Source organism: Acutalibacter sp. JLR.KK004, from assembly GCF_036941085.1.
GTDB lineage: Bacteria > Bacillota > Clostridia > Oscillospirales > Acutalibacteraceae > Acutalibacter.
Genome location: NZ_JAYMNQ010000003.1, coordinates 342,501 through 360,357, shown reverse-complemented (window position 1 = coordinate 360,357; position 17,857 = coordinate 342,501). Strand labels below are relative to the sequence as shown.

Sequence of the window (17,857 nt, the reverse complement as noted above, 5' to 3'; positions counted from 1 at the left end):
GGTGTTCTACCTCTGTTGAATTGCGTTACCTATATTTAAAACATTTGTTCGTGAATTTTCCGGAAACACATTGCTTTTGGAGGGAATATGGAGTATAATCAGCAATAGAAATCAAGACAGAGGAGTGTTTACGCATATGGCAGAAAAAAAGCAGGCGCCCATCAGCACCCGGGCCTCTGACGTAAAGCCGGAGGAAAAGGCCAAGGCCCTGGAAACAGCCCTGGCCCAAATCAAGAAGCAGTTCGGGGAAGGGGCTGTCATGCGCCTGGGCCAGGACAGCGAACTGAACGTGGAGGCCATCCCCACCGGTTCCCTGTCCCTGGATTTGGCCCTGGGGATAGGCGGCCTGCCCAGAGGGCGCATCATCGAGATGTACGGGCCAGAGTCCTCGGGCAAAACCACCCTGGCCCTGCACTGCATTGCCGAGGGCCAGAAAATGGGGGGCAACGCCGCTTTCATTGACGTGGAGCACGCCTTGGATCCTGTCTATGCCGGGCACCTGGGGGTGGACGTGGAAAGCCTGCTGGTGTCCCAGCCGGACACCGGGGAGCAGGCCCTGGAGATTACGGAAGCCCTGGTGCGCTCCAATGCCATCGACGTGATTGTGGTGGACTCCGTGGCGGCCCTGGTGCCCCGGGCGGAAATCGAGGGGGACATGGGCGACACCCATGTGGGCCTCCAGGCCCGGCTTATGAGCCAGGCCCTGCGCAAGCTGGCAGGCGCCATCTCCAAATCAAACTGCGTGGCCATCTTCATCAACCAGCTCCGGGAAAAGGTAGGCGTGGTGTACGGCAACCCGGAGGTCACCCCTGGCGGCAGGGCGCTGAAATTCTATGCCTCTGTGCGGGTGGAGGTGCGCAAAGGCGAGGTCATTAAAAACGGCACAGACATGATTGGCGCCAGGACAAAGGTGAAAGTGGTCAAGAATAAAATCGCCCCGCCCTTCCGCACAGCAGAGTTCGATGTCATGTACGGTACAGGCATTTCCCGCACAGGGGAGCTTTTGGATATTGCCGTACAGCTTGAAATCGTCCAGAAAAGCGGGGCCTGGTTCTCCTATAACGGGGAGCGCATCGGCCAGGGCCGGGACAAGTCCAAGGACTACCTGGCAACCCATCCGGAGGTGTCGGCGGAAATTGAAAAGCTGGTGCGGGAAAATGTCAGCAAGCTGTACGACAACGGCCCTGCAAAGGGCGGCGTGAAGCCGGTGGCGCTGCCGGAAGCCCCTGCCCTGGAAGCGCCACCTCCGGCCCCCGCCGCTAAAAGCGCCCCGAAAAAGCCCAGCATTGACATTACGGTGGACGACTGATGGAATTGACAGCAGCAGAACCACGCCGCCACCGCCTGACCCAGCTTTACATAGACGGGGAGCAGGCTGTCAAAGTGGATACGGAAACCTTCCTGCGCTCCGGCCTGCGTCTGGGGGATGAGCTGGACGACGAAGAGCTTCACCAGTTGATACAGGCTTCCGATGCCCACAGGGCCAGGGAAAAGGCCCTGTACCTGCTGGAGCACCGGGCGCACTCCAAAAAAGAGCTGACGGAAAAAATCGCCCGCACCGCCGCCAGCCGGGAGGCCGCAGAGGCCGCCGCAGACCGCATGGAGGAATTGGGGCTTTTAAATGACGAGGAATATGCCCGCCGCTATGCCCAGGAGCTTTTCACCCGCAAGCGGTACGGCGTTATGCGGGTAAAGCAGGAATTGCGCCAAAAGGGCATAGATCCAGAGCTGATAGGGGAGCTTCTGGCGGAATATGCAGACGAGGACGCGGCCCTGGAGAACATGCAGGCCCTGCTCTTTAAAAAATATCCCGGCTGGCAGGAGGACGAAAAGGTGCGCCGCCGGGCCTTTGCCGCCCTCCAGCGGCTGGGATACGCTTACACCGACATCCGCCGGGCCATGGAGATAGAGCCGGAATAAAGCGGCCCCCGCCCCAAAAACCACGATACACATGTATGATGAAAGAAGGGATTCAGCCATGATATTATCCACGCAAACCGATTTCCTGGGCCGCGCCTATGGCGAGGCAGAAGCCATCCGCATGCTGGCAAAGGCAGGCTTTGACGCCTATGACTTCAGCTTTTTCCCCATGTTTGAAAACCCCGAGTATCCCATAAACGGCCCGGACTTCCGGGAATATGCCCAGTCCCTCCGGGCTGTGGCGGAGGAAGCCGGCATTGCCTGCAACCAGGCCCACGCCCCCTTCGCCTCCTCCACCGGCGACCCCGAGGACGACGACCGCCGCTTTAAGGCCATTGTGCGCTCTATGGAGGCCGCTTCCATCCTGGGGGCCAAGGTGATTGTGGTACACCCCAAGCACCACCTGCCCTATATCACCCACGCGGCAGAGCTGCAAAAAATGAACGAGGAATTTTACAAACGCCTTGTGCCTTACTGCGAAAAATTCGGCGTCAAAGCAGCCTGCGAAAACATGTGGCAGGAAAACCCTGTGGCAAACCGCATTATCGACAGCGCCTGCTCCCGGCCCCAGGAGTTCTGCGCCTATATCGACCAGGCAGACAGCCCCTGGATAACAGGGTGTCTGGACGTAGGCCACACCGCCCTGACAGACGAGGACTTAGGCGGCTTTATCCGGGCCATGGGGCCGAAGCGCCTGCAGGCCCTCCATGTCCACGACAACGATTTCCTGGAGGACTCCCACACCATGCCCTTCACCTGCAAGATCGATTTCTCCGCCCTGGTCACAGCCCTGAAGGAAATAGGCTATGAAGGGGACTTCACCCTGGAGGCAGATCACTTCCTGGAAAAATTCCCCCTGCCTTTGGTGCCCGACGCCCTTGCCCTGCTCTATAAAACTGGGCGCTTCCTGGCAGACCAGTGCGAAAGGCCTTAAGGCAACACCGCACCATTCCCTGCTTCCGCCTTAGGGCTTGTTTGAAAATAGAGAAAGTGCCGAGTTTTTGAGACAAAACAAGGCGGTTTCAAGGCGGAAACCGCAAGACAGGCTGTCGCCTGTCGAGGATTTCCAACACAGAAAACGCACGTTTTGGACAAAAAGACGGTGTTTGCGATTTTTCAAACAAGCCCTAGGCGGTATTGCCTTAACAGCAGTAAAACCAATTGCGCACCACAGGCATTTATCTGTAATTTCAGAGCAAAGCCGCCTGCCGGGACGAAGCCTGGCAGGCGGCTCTTTCTGTCTTAATTTTTAAGAGGATATGGAAATGCATGGCTGGATATGGTATAATGTGTTCTGACGAACACTTGGGAGTATCCCTCTCGCGCACAGCGCTCGCCCCCTGCTTCGCAGGGGTATCGGGAACTCCGGATAAGGTTATGGTATAATAGCTGTAAGCTATTATATTTGATTATAAAATTGCCCCGCCCGGTTCTTCCCTCCGGTCAGGCGGGCGATGGGCATATACCAGCGCGCTTTGCGCATACAGCGGGAAGCATTTAAAAAACCAAGACTGAATAAAGGAAACAAAGCGGCATGATAAAAATTTTATTCATATGCACAGGCAACACCTGCCGCAGCCCTATGGCGGAAGGGCTGTTCCGGCAGATGGCAGAGCAGTCCGGCACAAAGGGGCAGGTACTGTGCCAGAGCGCGGGGCTTTCCGCGGTGGAGGGGGAACCTGCGGCGGAAAACGCGGTGCTGGCCTGCCAAGAGCTGGGAATAGACATTTCCGGCCACAAGGCCCGGCGGGTTTCCGGGGAGGAGATTCCCATATGGGACGTGTTCTTCACCATGTCCAAAACCCACGGGTACATTTTAGAGCAGGCCGGGGCGCTGCCGGAGCGGATATACGTCCCCGGCTTTATTGCCGATCCCTTTGGGCAGGATCTGCAGGTTTACCGCCAGTGCCGGGACAAGCTGCGGGACGAGCTGCAAAAGTTCTGGGGCAAGCTTGCCCCTTGGATAGAAGACAGGCCATGAGCCTGGAGGTGCGCCCTATGGAAAAGGGGGACTTGGAAGCTTTGGCGGTCTTGGAAGCCCTGTGCTTTTCAGAACCCTGGAGCCAGGAATCCCTGGGAGAGGAGCTTTCCAACCCCAACGCCTGTTTCCTGACGGCAGCAGAGGGCGGGGAAGTTTGGGGCTATGGGGGAATGCACTTTGCCTGCGGGGAGTTTTACCTGGACAACCTGGCGGTTTTCCCCCAGCACAGGCACAAAGGCGCGGCCCGGGCCATCCTGCTGGCCCTGCGGGACTTTGCCCTTGCCCAAAAGGGCGCTTTCCTCACCTTAGAGGTGCGCCCCTCCAACACCGCCGCCATCGCCCTGTATACAGGGCTGGGATTCCGGGAAACAGGCAGGCGGAAAAATTTTTACACCCGCCCTGCAGAGGACGCCCTGCTTTTGCAGTTGGATTTAACAGGGGAGGCATAGGCATATGATTCTTTTAGGCATTGAAAGCTCTTGCGACGAGACTGCCGCCGCTGTGGTGGAGGACGGAAGGCAGATACTTTCCTCTGTGGTGGCTTCCCAGATTGAGCGGCACCGGGTGTTCGGCGGCGTGGTGCCGGAAATCGCCTCGCGGCTGCACAGCGAAGCCATTACAGGGGTGGTGCAGGAGGCCCTGTCCCAAAGCGGGAAGCAGCTTTCCCAGATAGACGGCATAGCCGTCACCTGCGCCCCGGGGCTTATCGGAGCGCTGCTGGTGGGGGTGAATTTCGCCAAGGGGCTGGCCCTTTCCGCCGGGCTGCCCCTTGTCCCGGTACACCACCTGCGGGGCCATGTGGCCTCCAACTATCTCACAAGCCCCAGCCTTACGCCTCCCTTCCTGTGCCTGGTGGTGTCAGGAGGCCACTCCCACATTGTGGCGGTGGAGGATTACACCTGCCTGCGGGTGCTGGGCCGCACCCGGGACGACGCGGCAGGGGAGGCTTTTGACAAGGCCGCCCGCGCCATGGGTATCCCCTATCCAGGGGGAGTGGAGCTGGACAAAATCGCGGAGGGGGGCAACCCCCAGGCCTATAAGCTTCCCCAGCCCCATGTGGCGGGCGCGCCCCTGGACTACAGCTTTTCCGGGCTGAAAACAGCGGTGCTGAACCTGCTGCACAACGCCAAACAGAAAGGGGAGGAAGTCAGTATCCCGGATCTGTGCGCCAGCTACAGGCAGGCGGTGGTGGCCAGCCTGACAACAGCCTTTATGAAGGCGGCAGAGCAGACGGGCATGAAGAAACTGGCTGTGGCCGGCGGGGTGTCTGCCAACCGCCTGCTGCGGCGGGAGCTGGGGGCGCTGTGCGAAAAGGCAGGGAAAGAGCTGTACCTGCCTGCCCTGCCCCTGTGCGGGGACAACGCGGCCATGATAGCCAGCCAGGGCTACTATGAATATCTGGCGGGGAACCGGGCGGGAGCCGATTTGAACGCCTCCCCCAACATGCCCATAGACTTTCCGGCGGGACAGCCGTAAGGCCTTCGGGGCGGCCCCATTTTGCAGGATGGGGCTGGGTTTCTTGCAAAACCGATTGTGAACAAAGTGTTAAAACTGGTAAAATAAAGCAAAAACCTGCTGTTTTGTAAACAAGTTGTCACACCTGTAACAGGATTGTCCCTTGACAAAAAGCGGCAAAAATCCAGAAACCAGCGGGGGATTTTTCCCGGGCAGCCGGGAGCAAAAAAGGGGGATAAATATGCGGGTTGTATTGCAGCGGGTAAACCGGGCAGTCCTCACAGTGGAGGGCCTAAGCCCCCGGAGCATCGGGGAGGGCCTTGTAGCCTTTCTGGGGGTGCTGCAGGGGGACGGGGAGTCCCAGGCAGACTTCCTGGCAGAGAAAATCTGCGGGCTGCGGATTTTCAAAGACGAGGCGGACAAGATGAACCGCTCCCTGCTGGACGTAGGCGGGGAGCTGCTGGTGGTGTCAAACTTCACCCTGGGCACAGACTGCAAGCGGGGGCGCAGGCCCTCCTTCGACATGGCGGCCCCGCCAGAGCTGGCAAAAGCCCTGTATGAGCGGGTGGTGGAAAAGGCCCGGGCTTTGGGGGTGCGGGTGGAAACCGGGGAATTCGGGGAGCACATGCACGTGCTGGTGGAAAACGACGGGCCGGTGAATATCATTATCGACACAGAGAAAATAGGAAAATAAAACTTTTCGGGAGGTACTTGCGTGAAAAACTTGGATTTGGATTTTATGGCGCTGCTTATGGACAAAACCGGCTTTCCCCAGGAAGCCAAAGCAAGCCTGCTGGAAAGCGCCCGGGCAATGGAGGACAAGGGGCAGGCTCCGGCCCTTTTAGAGGCCCTGGACGCTTTTTACCAGAACGGCTTTTCCACAAAGGATGCCCAGCCCGCCATTGACGCCATGGCAGAGAAAGCCGCTTTAAGCCCTTATACCGTTTGGATGCTTTTCCTCATGCAGGGGGCCAAGCGTGCCAAAGGGGACTATGAAAAGAAGGGCGTGGGCGAGGACATTTTCTGGGCCACCTTCTCCGACTTGCGCTATAAAGCATTGGAGTGCAAGGAAAACCACGATGTGTGGGGCACCTTTGTGGCCTTCTGGTATCCCATTTTCTATTCCTGCGACATTGTGAAGCTGGGCCGGCTGGAGTATGAAAACCGCGCCTACGACGGCCCTGCCTATGAGAAAAACGGCTTTTCCCTGCGCCCCGGGGACAAGGTGAAAAGCATCCACATCCCCTCCAGCGGCGAGCCGTTTAACAGGGAGGCCCGGATGGACTCCTACCGGCAGGCCTATGCCTTTTTCAAGGAAGAGCTGGGAGGGGGGCCGCTTTTCTGCGTGTGCCATTCCTGGCTGCTGTACCCGGAGTATAAGAAAATCCTGAAGCCTGGCTCCAATATCGTAGATTTCCAGTCTGATTTTGACATCATCAAGGCGGACGCGGAGGAATTCGGAGACGCCTGGCGGGTGTTCGGGCCTCAGCACACCCTGCCTGCCGCAGATCTTCCAGAGGACACCTCCATGCGCCGGGCCTTTAAGCAGCACCTGCTTTCCGGCGGCACCACCGGGGAGGGGCTGGGGATCCTGATTTTTGACGGGGAGGAAATTGTGAACGTGTAAGACCTCGGGGCTGTCTCGCCTGCCGGCTCGGTCGGTTCGCATCTTGTCTGCCACTGGCAGACGCTCACCCCCGCACCCCTGCGAGCCTTTTTGAAAGAAAGGTAACCATTCCCCAAGGGAATGGCTGACCGAAAAACCGAGAAAGGGCATTCGTGTGAAAAATACAAAGGAAAGGAAAGATACCGGGCACAAAAGGTTGATATTTCATCTCTTTTTGTGCGTATTCTGTATCGCATGGCGATTTTTATGGAAAAAATTATTTTATCCGGGTTCTCAGATGAGATTGCCCCGGGCTTTGACCAGCAGCTTGCGGCTGTGAAGGAATTTGGTCTGGGCTACATAGAGCTGCGGGCCGCAGACGGCATCAATGTTTCCGATTTCACCCCGGAGAAGCTGCGGGAGGTGAAGGGGAAGCTGGCGGAGGCCGGAATCAAGGTGTCCTCCATTGGCTCGCCCATTGGGAAAATCAACATAGCGGACGATTTCCAAGGGCACATGGAAAAGTTTAAGCGCACCCTGGAAATCCAGAAGGAGCTGGGCGCGCCTTTCCTGCGGATGTTCAGCTTTTACCTGCCGGAGGGGAAATCCCCGGCGGACTGCAAAGAGGAGGTTTTCAGCCGGGTGGGCGCCCTTGCGGAGGAAGCGGGACGCTGGGACGCGGTTCTGCTCCACGAAAACGAAAAGGAAATTTACGGGGACACAGCCCCCCGGTGTTTGGAGTTGATGAAAGCCTTTTACGGGCCGCATTTTAAAGGGATTTTCGATTTCTCCAACTTTGTGGAGGTGGGCCAGGACACCCTGGAAGCTTACCAGATGCTGAAGCCCTATATTGCCTATATCCATGTGAAAGACTGCCTGGCAGAAGAAAAACGGGTGGTGCCCGCCGGAAAGGGGGACGGGCACGTGAAAGAGATTTTATCTGATTTGATTGCCGGGGGCTTTGCGGGCTTCCTCTCCCTGGAGCCGCACCTAACAGACTTTATGGGCCTTGCCGCTCTGGAGCAGCACGCCCAGAAGCGGGAGGAAACCGACGGGAAGGTCGCCTGGAAAACCGCCTTGGACGCGCTGCGGGGTATTTTACAGGAAATACCGGCGGCGCAATAATGGAAAACGGGAGGGACAGCTTGTGGAAGGAAGGTTGAAAAGCGCGGTTATCGGCTGCGGCGGCATTGCCCAGGTGCATGGGGCTGTGCTGCGGGACATGGAGGAAGCGGAGCTGATTGCCTGCGCAGACATTATCCCGGAGAGGGCGCAAGCCTTTGGGGAGAAATTCGGGGCCAGGGCTTACAGCTCTTTAGAGGAACTGCTGGAAAAGGAGCAGCCGGAGGTGGTGCATCTGTGTACCCCCCATTACCTGCACACCCCTATGGCAAAGCTTTGCGCCCAGCGGGGCATCCACGTTTTCACGGAGAAGCCCCCGGTGATAGACCGGGAGCAGTGGCAGGCGTTTTCCAGCCTGGGGGATATCCCTGGCGTGCGCGTTGGCGTGTGCTTCCAGAACCGCTATAACCCAAGCGTCCGGCTGCTCCGGGAGCTGCTGGAAGGCGGCAAACCGGGAAAGCTTTTAGGCGGCAGGGCTTTTGTCACCTGGAGCCGGGACGCGGCCTATTATACGGAAAGCGGTTGGCGGGGGAAGCTTGCGACAGAAGGCGGCGGCGCGCTGATTAACCAGTCTATCCACACGCTGGATTTACTGGTGCAGTTTTTCGGCAAACCCAGCGGGGCGGAGGCCTCCATGGCAAACAGGCACTTAAAGGGCGTTATCGAGGTGGAGGATACCCTGGAGGCTGCCATTGACTTTGCGGGGCGCACTGCCCTGTTTTACGCCACCACCGCCTATTGCGCCAACTCCCCCGTGATGCTGGAGCTGGTGTGCGAAAACGCCACCCTGCGCATGGAGGAGGAGAACGTCACCCTGCTTTGGGCAGATGGCAGGACAGAGCACCGCTCTTTCCCCCAGGGAGGCGACCCCGGGGCTGGCAAGGCCTACTGGGGCAACAGCCATGGGCTGTGCATTGGGGATTTTTACCGCTGCGTGCAGGCAGGAGAGCCTTTCCCCAACGACATCCCCGGGGTGCGGGACACGATGGAGTTGATGCTGGCGGTGTATCAGAGCGCCCGGGAAGGATAGAACCGGGCCGCAAACCGCCGTTTTTTCAAAACGGCGCCGCGGCAAAGGCGCGGAGAGGGGGCATGGAACCATGCCCCCTCTGTTTGCGGGCCGGACGCGGCGGGCAGAAGGTTGGGAAAGGAGGGGCAGGGATGGAGGATATACTGGGGCAAGCGCCTGGCCTGCTGCTTGCCTGGTATGAAAAAAATGCCAGGGTGCTGCCCTGGCGGGAGGATCCCAGGCCTTACCGGGTGTGGGTGTCGGAAATTATGCTGCAGCAAACCCGGGTGGAGGCGGTGAAGCCTTATTTCCAGCGGTTTATGGAGGCGCTGCCCACAGTGGAGGCACTGGCAGAGGCCCCGGAAGAACAGGTGCTGAAGCTATGGGAGGGGCTGGGCTATTACAGCCGGGCCAGGAACCTCCACAGGGCGGCAAAGCTGGTGGCGGAGCGATATGGCGGGGAAGTCCCCGGCACTGTGAAAGAGCTGCTGGCCCTGCCGGGGGTGGGCAGCTATACGGCGGGGGCTGTGGCGTCCATTGCCTTCGGGGCGCAGGCCCCGGCAGTGGACGGCAATGTGCTGCGGGTGGTATCCCGGCTGCTGTGCCGGGAGGAGGACATCCTGTCCCCTGCGGTGAAGAAAAAGACGGAGCAGGAGATAGCCGCCATCCTGCCCCAGGGCCGGGCAGGGGATTTTAACCAGGCCATGATGGAGCTTGGGGCGCTTATCTGCCTGCCGGGAGGGAACCCCGCCTGCAAAAGCTGCCCCCTGGAAGGAATTTGCAGAGCCAGGGCCTTGGGGGTGGAAGGCTCCCTGCCGGTAAAGGCCCAGAAGAAGCCCCGGCGGGTGGAGGAGTGGACGGTGTTCCTGCTGGTTTGCGGGGGCCGGGCCGCCCTGCGCCAAAGGGACGAAAAGGGGCTTTTGGCGGGGCTGTGGGAGCTGCCGGGCGTGCAGGGGAGGCTTACGGAAGAGGAAGCCCGGGGGGTCCTGCTGGAGTGGGGCGCGAAGCCCTGCCCCCTGGAAAGGCTGGAAAGCGCCCGCCATGTGTTCACCCACCTGGAGTGGCGCATGACGGGCTGGGCCGGGGAAGTGGATGCGCCATGCCCTGGTTTTTTCTGGGCCTGCGGGGCGGATTTGCGGCGGGATATCACCCTGCCTTCCGCCTTCAAAGCGTACCGGGCGGAGCTTTTCCGGCTGCTGGGAGAGGAGCCATAAAACCCCCGGGCGCGGAGGGGGCTGGCCTTCCGGATAAAGGCGGCGCATGGTTCCCGCCGCTTTCAGGGCTGCATCCCCCTGCCGGCAGGCTTTGGGAAAAACTATCCTGCCCTGCAAATTTTCCGCTTCCCTGCGAAAACTAATCCCATAAAGATTGACCTTTTTCCAGGTTTGGGGTACAATATATCCAATGCAAACACAAGTCCAGCGCAAGATTTGGGCGCAACCCTTTAAGACGGCAGGAGACTTTATGGCACAGGAAAAGAAACAAAGCTTTATGAAAGGGGCGGCAATTTTGTCTGCCTCTACTTTGCTTGTAAAAATATTGGGGCTTTTGTTTTCCATTCCCCTTGCGAACATTATAGAGCCTTCCGCCATGTCCTATTTCTACACAGCCTATGATATTTTCGCTGTGTTTCTCATGCTTTCCACCGCGGGCCTGCCCATTGCCGTTTCCCGCATGGTGGGCACCGCCTATGCCCAGGGCCGCAAAAGGGAGGCAGACCGGGTGTTTGCCGTAGCCTTCTGGCTGTTCTTCTCCATCGGGCTGCTGGGCGCCCTGCTGATGGTTTTCTTTTCCAACCAGATAGCCGGGTTCTACAACAACCCCCGGGCCAGCTATACCATTGTTGCCCTGGCCCCCACCCTGTTCTTCCTGTCTATTATGTCCGCCCTGCGGGGCTATTTCCAAGGGCGCTCCAACATGGTGCCCACAGCCATTTCCCAGAGCATTGAGGCCATTACCAAGGTGGTTATCGGCGTGGGGCTGGCGGTGTTCATCCTCCGGCAGTATGACTCCCACATGTGGGCGGCAGTGGGGGCCATTGTGGGGGTTTCGGTCAGCGCTTTTTTAGGGATGCTGTACCTGGTGTTTTCTAAAATCCGCCAGAAGCGCCGGGACAGGGCGGTTTTAAGCCAGGACGACTCCCCTATGCGCTCCCGCAAGGAGCTGCTTATCCTCCTCACCCGCTTTGCGGTGCCCATCACCTTAGGCTCCTGCTTTTTAAGCGTGCTGGACTCTGTGGATTCCGCAGTGATTATGGACAGGCTGCAAAACGCGGCGGGCTTCACCCAGGAGGCCTCGGAGAGCCTGCGGGCCATGCTGGGCCATGCCCGGAAATTTTTCGATTTGCCCGGGGCCTTTGTGATCCCCATTGCAAACTCCCTGCTGCCTGCCCTTTCCGGGGCCATTGCCTCTAAGGACAGGCGGTCGGTGGATTTGATTTCCTCTGTGTCCATGCGGGTGACCCTGCTGATTTCCATTCCCGCCAGTGTGGGGATGGCCATTTTCGCGGAGCCTATCTGCGGCCTGCTTTTAGCCGGAAGGCCGGAGACAGCCGCCGCCACAGCGCCGCTGCTTTCCATGCTCAGCGTAGCCATTGCCTTTAACGCCACCCTGTATACGGGAAACGCCATTTTGCAGTCCTTTGGCAGGCCTGTTATCCCTGTGTTGAACATGGCGGCAGGCGGCATTATCAAGATAGCCCTTTCCTATGCGCTGGCAGGCATCCCGGAGATTAACGCCATGGGTTCCGCCATCAGCACAGCGGCGGCTTACTTTGTGATGATGGTTTTAAACTTCATTGCCATTAAGGGAAGCCTGCCCAACATGGACAGCGTGATTGGCATCTCTTTGCCCATCCTGCTTTCCTCCGCTGTGATGGGCCTTGTTTCCTATGGCTGTTATTATGGCCTGTGCCTGCTTGTAAGCCCCCGGATTGCTTTGCTGCCAGCCATTATGGTGGCTGTGGGGGTATATGTCCTGTGCATTGTGGCGTTCCGGGCGGTGAGTTATGACGACGTGGCCATGCTGCCCAAGGGGGAAGCCCTGGCCCGGATGCTGAAGGTGAAAAAGAAGGTGCGGCCCCGGCACATGCGGCAAAAGCCTGCGAAAGGCCCCAGGGGCGCGCGGCATGGGCAGTGAGGGGATGCAAGGCCACTGGCGATTTTCGCCCCCCACATCCCACAAGGGGCCTGTCTCGCCTGCCGGCTCGGTCGGCCCTTGACCGCGCAACTTTTCTATATTTTTATGTTTTATAATATTTTAAACATAGTTTTCAGATCAACCCCTTTTTCAAAAGGGGTTGTAGGGTTTGGGGCAAAGCCCCAAGGTCTTGCAGGAAAAAGGAGGTTCCATATGGAATACAGCAAACTGAAAAGCGGCACAGACATCCGGGGGGAGGCGTGTGAAAATCCCCAAGGGCTGCCTGTCACCCTGACAGACGAGGTAGTGGAGGCCATTGCCGGGGCCTTCCTCAAGTGGTGCGAAAAGCGCCTGGGCCATCCGGCAGAGGGCCTGCGGATAGCGGTGGGCCGGGATTCCCGGATTTCCGGGCCGCGGATATTGGAGGCGCTGAAAAGGGTTTTCATCCGGTATGGCGTGCAGGGCTTGGACTGCGGCCTTGCCTCTACCCCCTCCATGTTTATGGCGGTGAAAAACCTTCCCTGTCACTGCTCGGTGCAGATAACCGCCAGCCACCATCCCTTTTACCGCAACGGCCTGAAATTCTTTACAGAAGAAGGAGGGCTGGACAGCCCGGACATTTCGGAAATCCTGGCGTATGCCCAGCAAGGCCTGTGCCCGGAAAAGGAGTGCCCCGGCGCCTGGGAAGAGGTTTGCCATATGCAAACCTATGCCCTGGGCCTGCGGGAGCAGATTAAGCGGGAGGTAAACGGGGAGGACTATGACCATCCCTTACAGGGCCTGCACATTGTGGTGGACGCAGGCAACGGGGCCGGGGGCTTTTATGCCGGGGAGGTGCTGGAGCCTTTAGGGGCAGACGTTTCCGACAGCCAGTTTTTAGAGCCGGACGGCATGTTCCCCAACCACATCCCCAACCCCGAGGACAAGGAGGCTATGGCATCCATTTCCCAGGCTGTGGTGCGGGCAAAGGCAGACTTGGGCGTGATATTCGACACAGACGTGGACAGGGGCGCGGCAGTGGACAGCACAGGGCAGGAAATCAGCCGGAACCGCCTGGTGGCCCTTGCTTCCGCCATAGCCCTGGAAAAGGCCCCGGGGGGCACCATTGTCACTGATTCCATCACCTCCGACGGCCTGAAAACCTACATTGAGGAAACCCTGGGGGGACGGCACCACCGCTTTAAGCGGGGCTATAAGAATGTGATAAACGAGGCCCTGCGCTTAAACAAAGAGGGCACAGACTGCCCCCTGGCTATCGAAACCAGCGGGCACGCCGCCATGCGGGAAAACTATTTCCTGGACGACGGGGCCTATCTGGTGACGAAAATCATCATCAAGCTGGCGGCTTTGCGCAAAGAGGGGAAGGATTTAAAATCCCTGCTGGCCCCTTTGCGGGAGGCTGTGGAGGAAAAGGAAGTGCGCCTGCCCATTCTGGCAGAGGATTTCCGGGCCTGCGGCCAGAAGCTGATTGACAGCCTGGAGGCATATGCCAAGGCCCAAAGCTGGCAGATTGCCCCGGACAACCGGGAAGGCCTGCGGGTCTCCTTCCCCAAGGGGGAGGGGGAAGGATGGTTTTTGCTGCGGCTTTCCGTTCACGATCCCATCCTGCCCCTGAACATAGAGAGCGACGCTTCCGGCGGGACAGAACAGATAAAGGAGAAGCTGTTAGGCTTTTTCCGCTCCCATGGGGAAGGCGTTGACATATCCCCCCTGGAGCGGGCGTGAACCGGCAAGGAGGAAAGCGGATGACAAAGTTGGAGGAAATGGGGGCGCTGGCCAGGAAAGCCGCCCGCACCCTGGCAGTTTTAGGCCCGGAAAAGGAAGCGGCCCTGATGAAAGCCGCCCAGGCGCTGCTGGCCCATGAGGAGGAAATCCTCATAGCAAACCGGGAAGATTTGGCGGCGGGGGAGGAAAAGGGCCTCACCCCCGCCCTTCTGGACAGGCTCCGGCTGACCCCGGAGCGCATCGCCTCCATGGCGGCGGCTATGGAAGAGGTGGCAAAGGCGGCGGATCCCATTGGGCAGGTTCTTTTCGGGGAAAAGCGGCCCAACGGTTTGGAAATCCAGAAAATTACCGTACCCCTGGGGGTGGTGGGCATTATTTATGAGGCCCGGCCCAATGTGACCAGCGACGCCTGCGCCCTGTGCCTGAAGGCGGGAAACGCCGTTATCCTCCGGGGCGGCAAGGAGGCCCTTTGCTCCAACAAGGCCATTGTGCGGGTGCTGTGTGACGCCCTTACAGGGGCAGGCCTGCCTTTGGGCAGTTTGCAGCTTGTGGAAGACCCGGGCCGGGAGGCGGCAAGGGAACTGATGGGCCTTACCGCCTATTTGGACGTGCTTATCCCCCGGGGCGGTGCGGGGCTTATCCGGGCTGTGAAGGAGCAGGCAAAGGTGCCTGTAATTGAAACCGGGGTGGGCAACTGCCACGTGTATGTAGATGAATCCGCCAACCTGGACATGGCGGCGGAGATTATTTTTAACGCCAAAACCTCCCGGCCCTCGGTATGCAATGCCATTGAAACTGTGCTTGTCCACAGTGCCATTGCGGACAAGGCCCTGCCCCTCATGGCCCGGCGGCTTTCCCAGAAGCAGGTGGAGCTGCGGGGCTGCCCCCGGGTGCGGGCTATCCTGCCGGAGGCTTTGGCTGCCACAGAGGAGGACTGGGCCACAGAATATCTGGACTATATTCTGGCTGTAAAGGTGGTGGATTCTTTGGAGGAAGCTCTTGACCATATTGCGGCGTATTCCAGCGGGCACAGCGAGTGCATTGTCACCGAGAGCTATGCCAATGCCCAGCGCTTCCTCCAGCAGGCGGACAGCGCTGCCGTATATGTAAACGCCTCCACCCGCTTTACGGACGGAGGCGAATTTGGCCTGGGGGCGGAAATCGGCATTTCCACCCAGAAGCTGCACGCCCGGGGGCCTATGGGTCTTCAGGCCCTTACCTCCCACAAGTTCCTCATTCGGGGAAGCGGGCAGGTGCGGTAATCTTGCTGGGGCGCGCTTTTTGCCTCCGGCGGGTCAAGGAACTTTTTTAAGGAAAAAGTTCCTTGACAATCTTCAAAAACCTTTCAGTGCCCGTCCCTGCCCGCGCCGCTGGTTTTTTCACATGAGCAGGAACAGCAGGGCAAACAGCAGCTCCTGATTTCCCTCCTCGCTGCCCAGCAGGATCAGCAGGGCCAGGATGATGGTGCGCTCTTTATCCTTGAACAGATTTTCCAGCAAGCTGTTTGCCCCCTCTGCCTGGACAGGCCGGCCTTGGGGGGCAGGGGCTGGCTCAGGTGGCGGGGGCGCTTCCGCCGGGGCCTTGGGCGGCTCTTTGGGGGATTCTTTTGAGGGCCTGCCCTCTCCCTGGGTGTGCCGGGGCTGGGGCATCCGCGCCCGGGACTGCATTTCCCTGGCCCGCCGGGCCGCCTCCTCCTGCATCCGCCTCATGTCAAATTCACCGGGCATAGCCCCTCACCTGCGCTTTCATCTGGAATTTTATAAAAAGCAATAAAGGAACATAAAAGCTTCCTGCCATGCGCTAGTTTCTGCGTACAGGGGCGCAGAAAGGCCTTTGAAGATTGGTAATGCGCCCACTAGATCAGCCCGGAGAGCAGGCCGGAAAACACGCCGCTCTCTTTTAAGAGAGGCAGCAGGCGCATCATTTGCAGGATTTTCAAAGCTTCGTCCACCTTCTTCTGGCGCTCTGCCCCCAGGAGCGGGCGCAGGGCATAGAGCAGGCGGGTGGAGTCATCCTCCTGGTTCACCTGGCTTAAAAGGGGCGCAAGCTTTGTGAGCATACCCAGCATTTGGGTGTTGCTCCCAAGGCCCCCCAGGCTTGCCAGTGCGTTTTGGGGCTGGCTCTGCTGGCTGCTTGCAGCCTGATGATTGCCCAGCGCCCCCAGCATTCCTGCCAGGGCAGAAAGGTCTGGCGTACTGCCAGCGCTTCCTGTGGCTGGCTGCTGAGTTGGCGCCTGCTGCTTTTGCTGCCCGGTGTCCCCCAGCCCCAGGGAACTGATGACGCTTTGTATCTGCTGCATACTGTTAGGGTCTGACAAAATATTGTTAATCTGCTGGGAAAGATCTTCCACAGGGACGCCTCCTTTCCTGCCCCGGTTTTTCAGGCTGCTTTTATTTCTGTTTCCCGCCGCCTAAAAGGTTTAAAAGTGCCTGCGCCTGGGGCGTGGAAAGCAGCTTTTTTGCCGCCTCCGGGTCAGTAAGCACTTTCTGCATGGCGGCGCTCTCCTTCGCGCCCATGTTCCCCATCATCCGGGACAGGTCGCCGTTCTGGGCGGCGGTTTTTAAGTCCTCCGGGGTGGTGCCCATGCGCTGGGCTGTAACCTGCAAAAGGTTTTCCAACTGTTTGTTTTGCGTATTGTGGGGCTTATCCATAAGCCTTCCCTCCTTTCCCATACTTTCTATACTATGCGCAGGGTGGGAAATTGATGAATTTCAAGTGAAAAGGTGTGACGTTATGCGTGTTTTAGTAGTATCAGACTCCCACGGGGACAGCATCTCCCTGCGCCGGGCTATCCTTGCCCAGCCCAAGGCGGAAGTGGTTATCCACTTAGGAGACGGGGAGGTGGAGGCGCAGCGGCTTAAAGCCAGCTTTCCGGAGAAGATGTTTTTGCAGGTGCGGGGCAACTGCGACTGGGGTTCTGAACTGCCTGTAACCGGCCTCTGGGAGTTTGAGGGTGTAAAGGTCTTTTATACCCATGGACATGCCTACGGGGTGAAATCCGGGCTTTATAACGCTGTGTGCGCCGCCCGGGAGCAGAAAGCCCAGGTGCTGCTGTTTGGTCACACCCACCGCGCCTTGACAGACTATGAAGAGGGGTTGCATATTATGAATCCCGGCTCTCTAAGCGGCTGGCAGGCAAGCTACGGCACCTTGGACATTACCTCCCAGGGAATTGTGACAAACCTTATAAAGCTGCCATAAAACAAAAAATCCGGTACAGCTTGGAAAGGCCCAGGCGTGCCGGATTTTTTCACTGCATATTCGTTCTTCGAGAAACTAAAATGCTCGTTGGCAAATAAAAAAAGCTGGAAACAAAATTCCAGCTTTGGCTCCCCCTGTTGGACTCGAACCAACGACCCTGCGGTTAACAGCCGCATGCTCTACCGACTGAGCTAAGGAGGAAAATATTGGTGACCCGTGCGGGAATCGAACCCACGTTAACGGCGTGAGAGGCCGCTGTCTTAACCGCTTGACCAACGGGCCATAAACTGGCTTTCGCCAGCTTTTCAAAATGGTGCACCATCAGGGACTCGAACCCGGGACACCCTGATTAAGAGTCAGGTGCTCTACCAACTGAGCTAATGGTGCAAATTGTACCCTAAAAACTGAATAAAGCTGGAAGCTGAGGCACCAGAGTAGGTGCTCAAAAAAAAGACTATGGTCAAGCCCTCGGCCTATTAGTACTGCCAAGCTGAACATGTTGCCATGCTTACACACGCAGCCTATCAACCTTGTAGTCTACAAGGGGCCTTACTAGCTTGCGCTATGGGATATCTAATCTTGGAGGCGGCTTCACGCTTAGATGCTTTCAGCGTTTATCCGTTCCACACATAGCTGCCCAGCCGTGCTCCTGGCGGAACAACTGGTGCGCCAGAGGTGTGTCCATCCCGGTCCTCTCGTA

The 17,857-nt window shown here is 58.5% G+C and carries 18 protein-coding genes, 3 tRNA genes and 1 rRNA gene (1 of these 22 running past the window's edge); 15 read left to right on the top strand and 7 right to left on the bottom strand.

Annotated features, from left to right (window positions below):
• Positions 1-136 precede the first annotated feature (136 nt).
• The 14 genes from recA to VSQ30_RS19415 all read left to right on the top strand — a co-directional run bounded on the left by recA (position 137) and on the right by VSQ30_RS19415 (position 15,218).
• Positions 137-1,309: a recombinase RecA gene (recA, locus tag VSQ30_RS19480; RefSeq protein ID WP_160642786.1), complete on the top strand. Its 1,173-nt coding sequence runs from the start codon at positions 137-139 to the stop codon at positions 1,307-1,309.
• Positions 1,309-1,920: a regulatory protein RecX gene (locus tag VSQ30_RS19475; RefSeq protein WP_160642787.1), complete on the top strand. Its 612-nt coding sequence runs from the start codon at positions 1,309-1,311 to the stop codon at positions 1,918-1,920. Before recA ends, VSQ30_RS19475 begins: the two co-directional genes overlap by 1 nt.
• Positions 1,921-1,978: 58 nt before the next feature.
• Complete coding sequence (locus tag VSQ30_RS19470; RefSeq protein ID WP_334466735.1) at positions 1,979-2,854, top strand: sugar phosphate isomerase/epimerase family protein; 876 nt, start codon at positions 1,979-1,981, stop codon at positions 2,852-2,854.
• Positions 2,855-3,454: 600 nt separating this feature from the next.
• Positions 3,455-3,901 carry an arsenate reductase/protein-tyrosine-phosphatase family protein gene (locus tag VSQ30_RS19465; protein ID WP_334466732.1) on the top strand — a complete coding sequence of 149 codons (447 nt, stop codon included), beginning with the start codon at positions 3,455-3,457 and terminating at the stop codon, positions 3,899-3,901.
• The gene (rimI, locus tag VSQ30_RS19460) at positions 3,880-4,350 is read left to right on the top strand and encodes a ribosomal protein S18-alanine N-acetyltransferase (protein WP_334466729.1); all 471 of its coding nucleotides are present in this window, start codon (positions 3,880-3,882) and stop codon (positions 4,348-4,350) included. Before VSQ30_RS19465 ends, rimI begins: the two co-directional genes overlap by 22 nt.
• Positions 4,351-4,354: 4 nt before the next feature.
• The gene (tsaD, locus tag VSQ30_RS19455; RefSeq protein ID WP_334466726.1) at positions 4,355-5,377 is read left to right on the top strand and encodes a tRNA (adenosine(37)-N6)-threonylcarbamoyltransferase complex transferase subunit TsaD; all 1,023 of its coding nucleotides are present in this window, start codon (positions 4,355-4,357) and stop codon (positions 5,375-5,377) included.
• Between the two features lie 220 nt (positions 5,378-5,597).
• Positions 5,598-6,050, top strand: coding sequence for a D-aminoacyl-tRNA deacylase (gene dtd / locus VSQ30_RS19450; protein ID WP_160642792.1), 453 nt, complete (start codon positions 5,598-5,600; stop codon positions 6,048-6,050).
• 21 nt (positions 6,051-6,071) lie between these two features.
• Complete coding sequence (locus tag VSQ30_RS19445; RefSeq protein ID WP_334466724.1) at positions 6,072-6,983, top strand: acyltransferase domain-containing protein; 912 nt, start codon at positions 6,072-6,074, stop codon at positions 6,981-6,983.
• Positions 6,984-7,229: 246 nt separating this feature from the next.
• Entirely contained in the window at positions 7,230-8,087 is an 858-nt protein-coding gene (locus tag VSQ30_RS19440) for a sugar phosphate isomerase/epimerase family protein (protein WP_334466722.1), read from the top strand.
• 22 nt (positions 8,088-8,109) lie between these two features.
• The gene (locus VSQ30_RS19435) at positions 8,110-9,114 is read left to right on the top strand and encodes a Gfo/Idh/MocA family protein (RefSeq protein ID WP_334466719.1); all 1,005 of its coding nucleotides are present in this window, start codon (positions 8,110-8,112) and stop codon (positions 9,112-9,114) included.
• A 131-nt stretch (positions 9,115-9,245) separates the two neighbouring features.
• Positions 9,246-10,307, top strand: coding sequence for an A/G-specific adenine glycosylase (gene mutY, locus VSQ30_RS19430; RefSeq protein ID WP_334466716.1), 1,062 nt, complete (start codon positions 9,246-9,248; stop codon positions 10,305-10,307).
• 250 nt (positions 10,308-10,557) lie between these two features.
• Positions 10,558-12,231, top strand: coding sequence for a putative polysaccharide biosynthesis protein (locus tag VSQ30_RS19425; RefSeq protein ID WP_334466713.1), 1,674 nt, complete (start codon positions 10,558-10,560; stop codon positions 12,229-12,231).
• 213 nt (positions 12,232-12,444) lie between these two features.
• Complete coding sequence (locus VSQ30_RS19420) at positions 12,445-13,956, top strand: phosphohexomutase domain-containing protein (RefSeq protein ID WP_334466710.1); 1,512 nt, start codon at positions 12,445-12,447, stop codon at positions 13,954-13,956.
• Positions 13,957-13,976: 20 nt separating this feature from the next.
• Positions 13,977-15,218 (top strand): glutamate-5-semialdehyde dehydrogenase, encoded by a 1,242-nt coding sequence (locus VSQ30_RS19415; protein ID WP_334466707.1) that lies wholly within the window; start codon positions 13,977-13,979, stop codon positions 15,216-15,218.
• 117 nt (positions 15,219-15,335) lie between these two features.
• On the opposite strand, the gene VSQ30_RS19410 is transcribed toward VSQ30_RS19415, so the two are convergent.
• From VSQ30_RS19410 to VSQ30_RS19400, 3 genes are all read right to left on the bottom strand, one after another.
• Positions 15,336-15,683 carry a hypothetical protein gene (locus VSQ30_RS19410; protein WP_334466704.1) on the bottom strand — a complete coding sequence of 116 codons (348 nt, stop codon included), beginning with the start codon at positions 15,681-15,683 and terminating at the stop codon, positions 15,336-15,338.
• A 128-nt stretch (positions 15,684-15,811) separates the two neighbouring features.
• Positions 15,812-16,306: a hypothetical protein gene (locus tag VSQ30_RS19405; protein ID WP_334466701.1), complete on the bottom strand. Its 495-nt coding sequence runs from the start codon at positions 16,304-16,306 to the stop codon at positions 15,812-15,814.
• A gap of 40 nt (positions 16,307-16,346) precedes the next feature.
• Positions 16,347-16,607: a hypothetical protein gene (locus tag VSQ30_RS19400; protein ID WP_334466698.1), complete on the bottom strand. Its 261-nt coding sequence runs from the start codon at positions 16,605-16,607 to the stop codon at positions 16,347-16,349.
• 82 nt (positions 16,608-16,689) lie between these two features.
• Between VSQ30_RS19400 and VSQ30_RS19395 the strand changes: the two genes are divergently transcribed.
• Positions 16,690-17,157: a metallophosphoesterase family protein gene (locus tag VSQ30_RS19395; protein ID WP_334466695.1), complete on the top strand. Its 468-nt coding sequence runs from the start codon at positions 16,690-16,692 to the stop codon at positions 17,155-17,157.
• A 125-nt stretch (positions 17,158-17,282) separates the two neighbouring features.
• Here the strand turns inward: VSQ30_RS19395 and VSQ30_RS19390 are convergent.
• The 4 genes from VSQ30_RS19390 to VSQ30_RS19375 form a co-directional block, all read right to left on the bottom strand.
• A tRNA-Asn gene (locus VSQ30_RS19390) sits at positions 17,283-17,358 on the bottom strand.
• Positions 17,359-17,364: 6 nt separating this feature from the next.
• Positions 17,365-17,439, bottom strand: a tRNA-Glu gene (locus VSQ30_RS19385).
• Between the two features lie 29 nt (positions 17,440-17,468).
• Positions 17,469-17,544: transfer RNA gene (locus tag VSQ30_RS19380), tRNA-Lys, on the bottom strand.
• 69 nt (positions 17,545-17,613) lie between these two features.
• Positions 17,614-17,857, bottom strand: a 23S ribosomal RNA gene (locus tag VSQ30_RS19375); it runs 2,594 nt beyond the window's last position.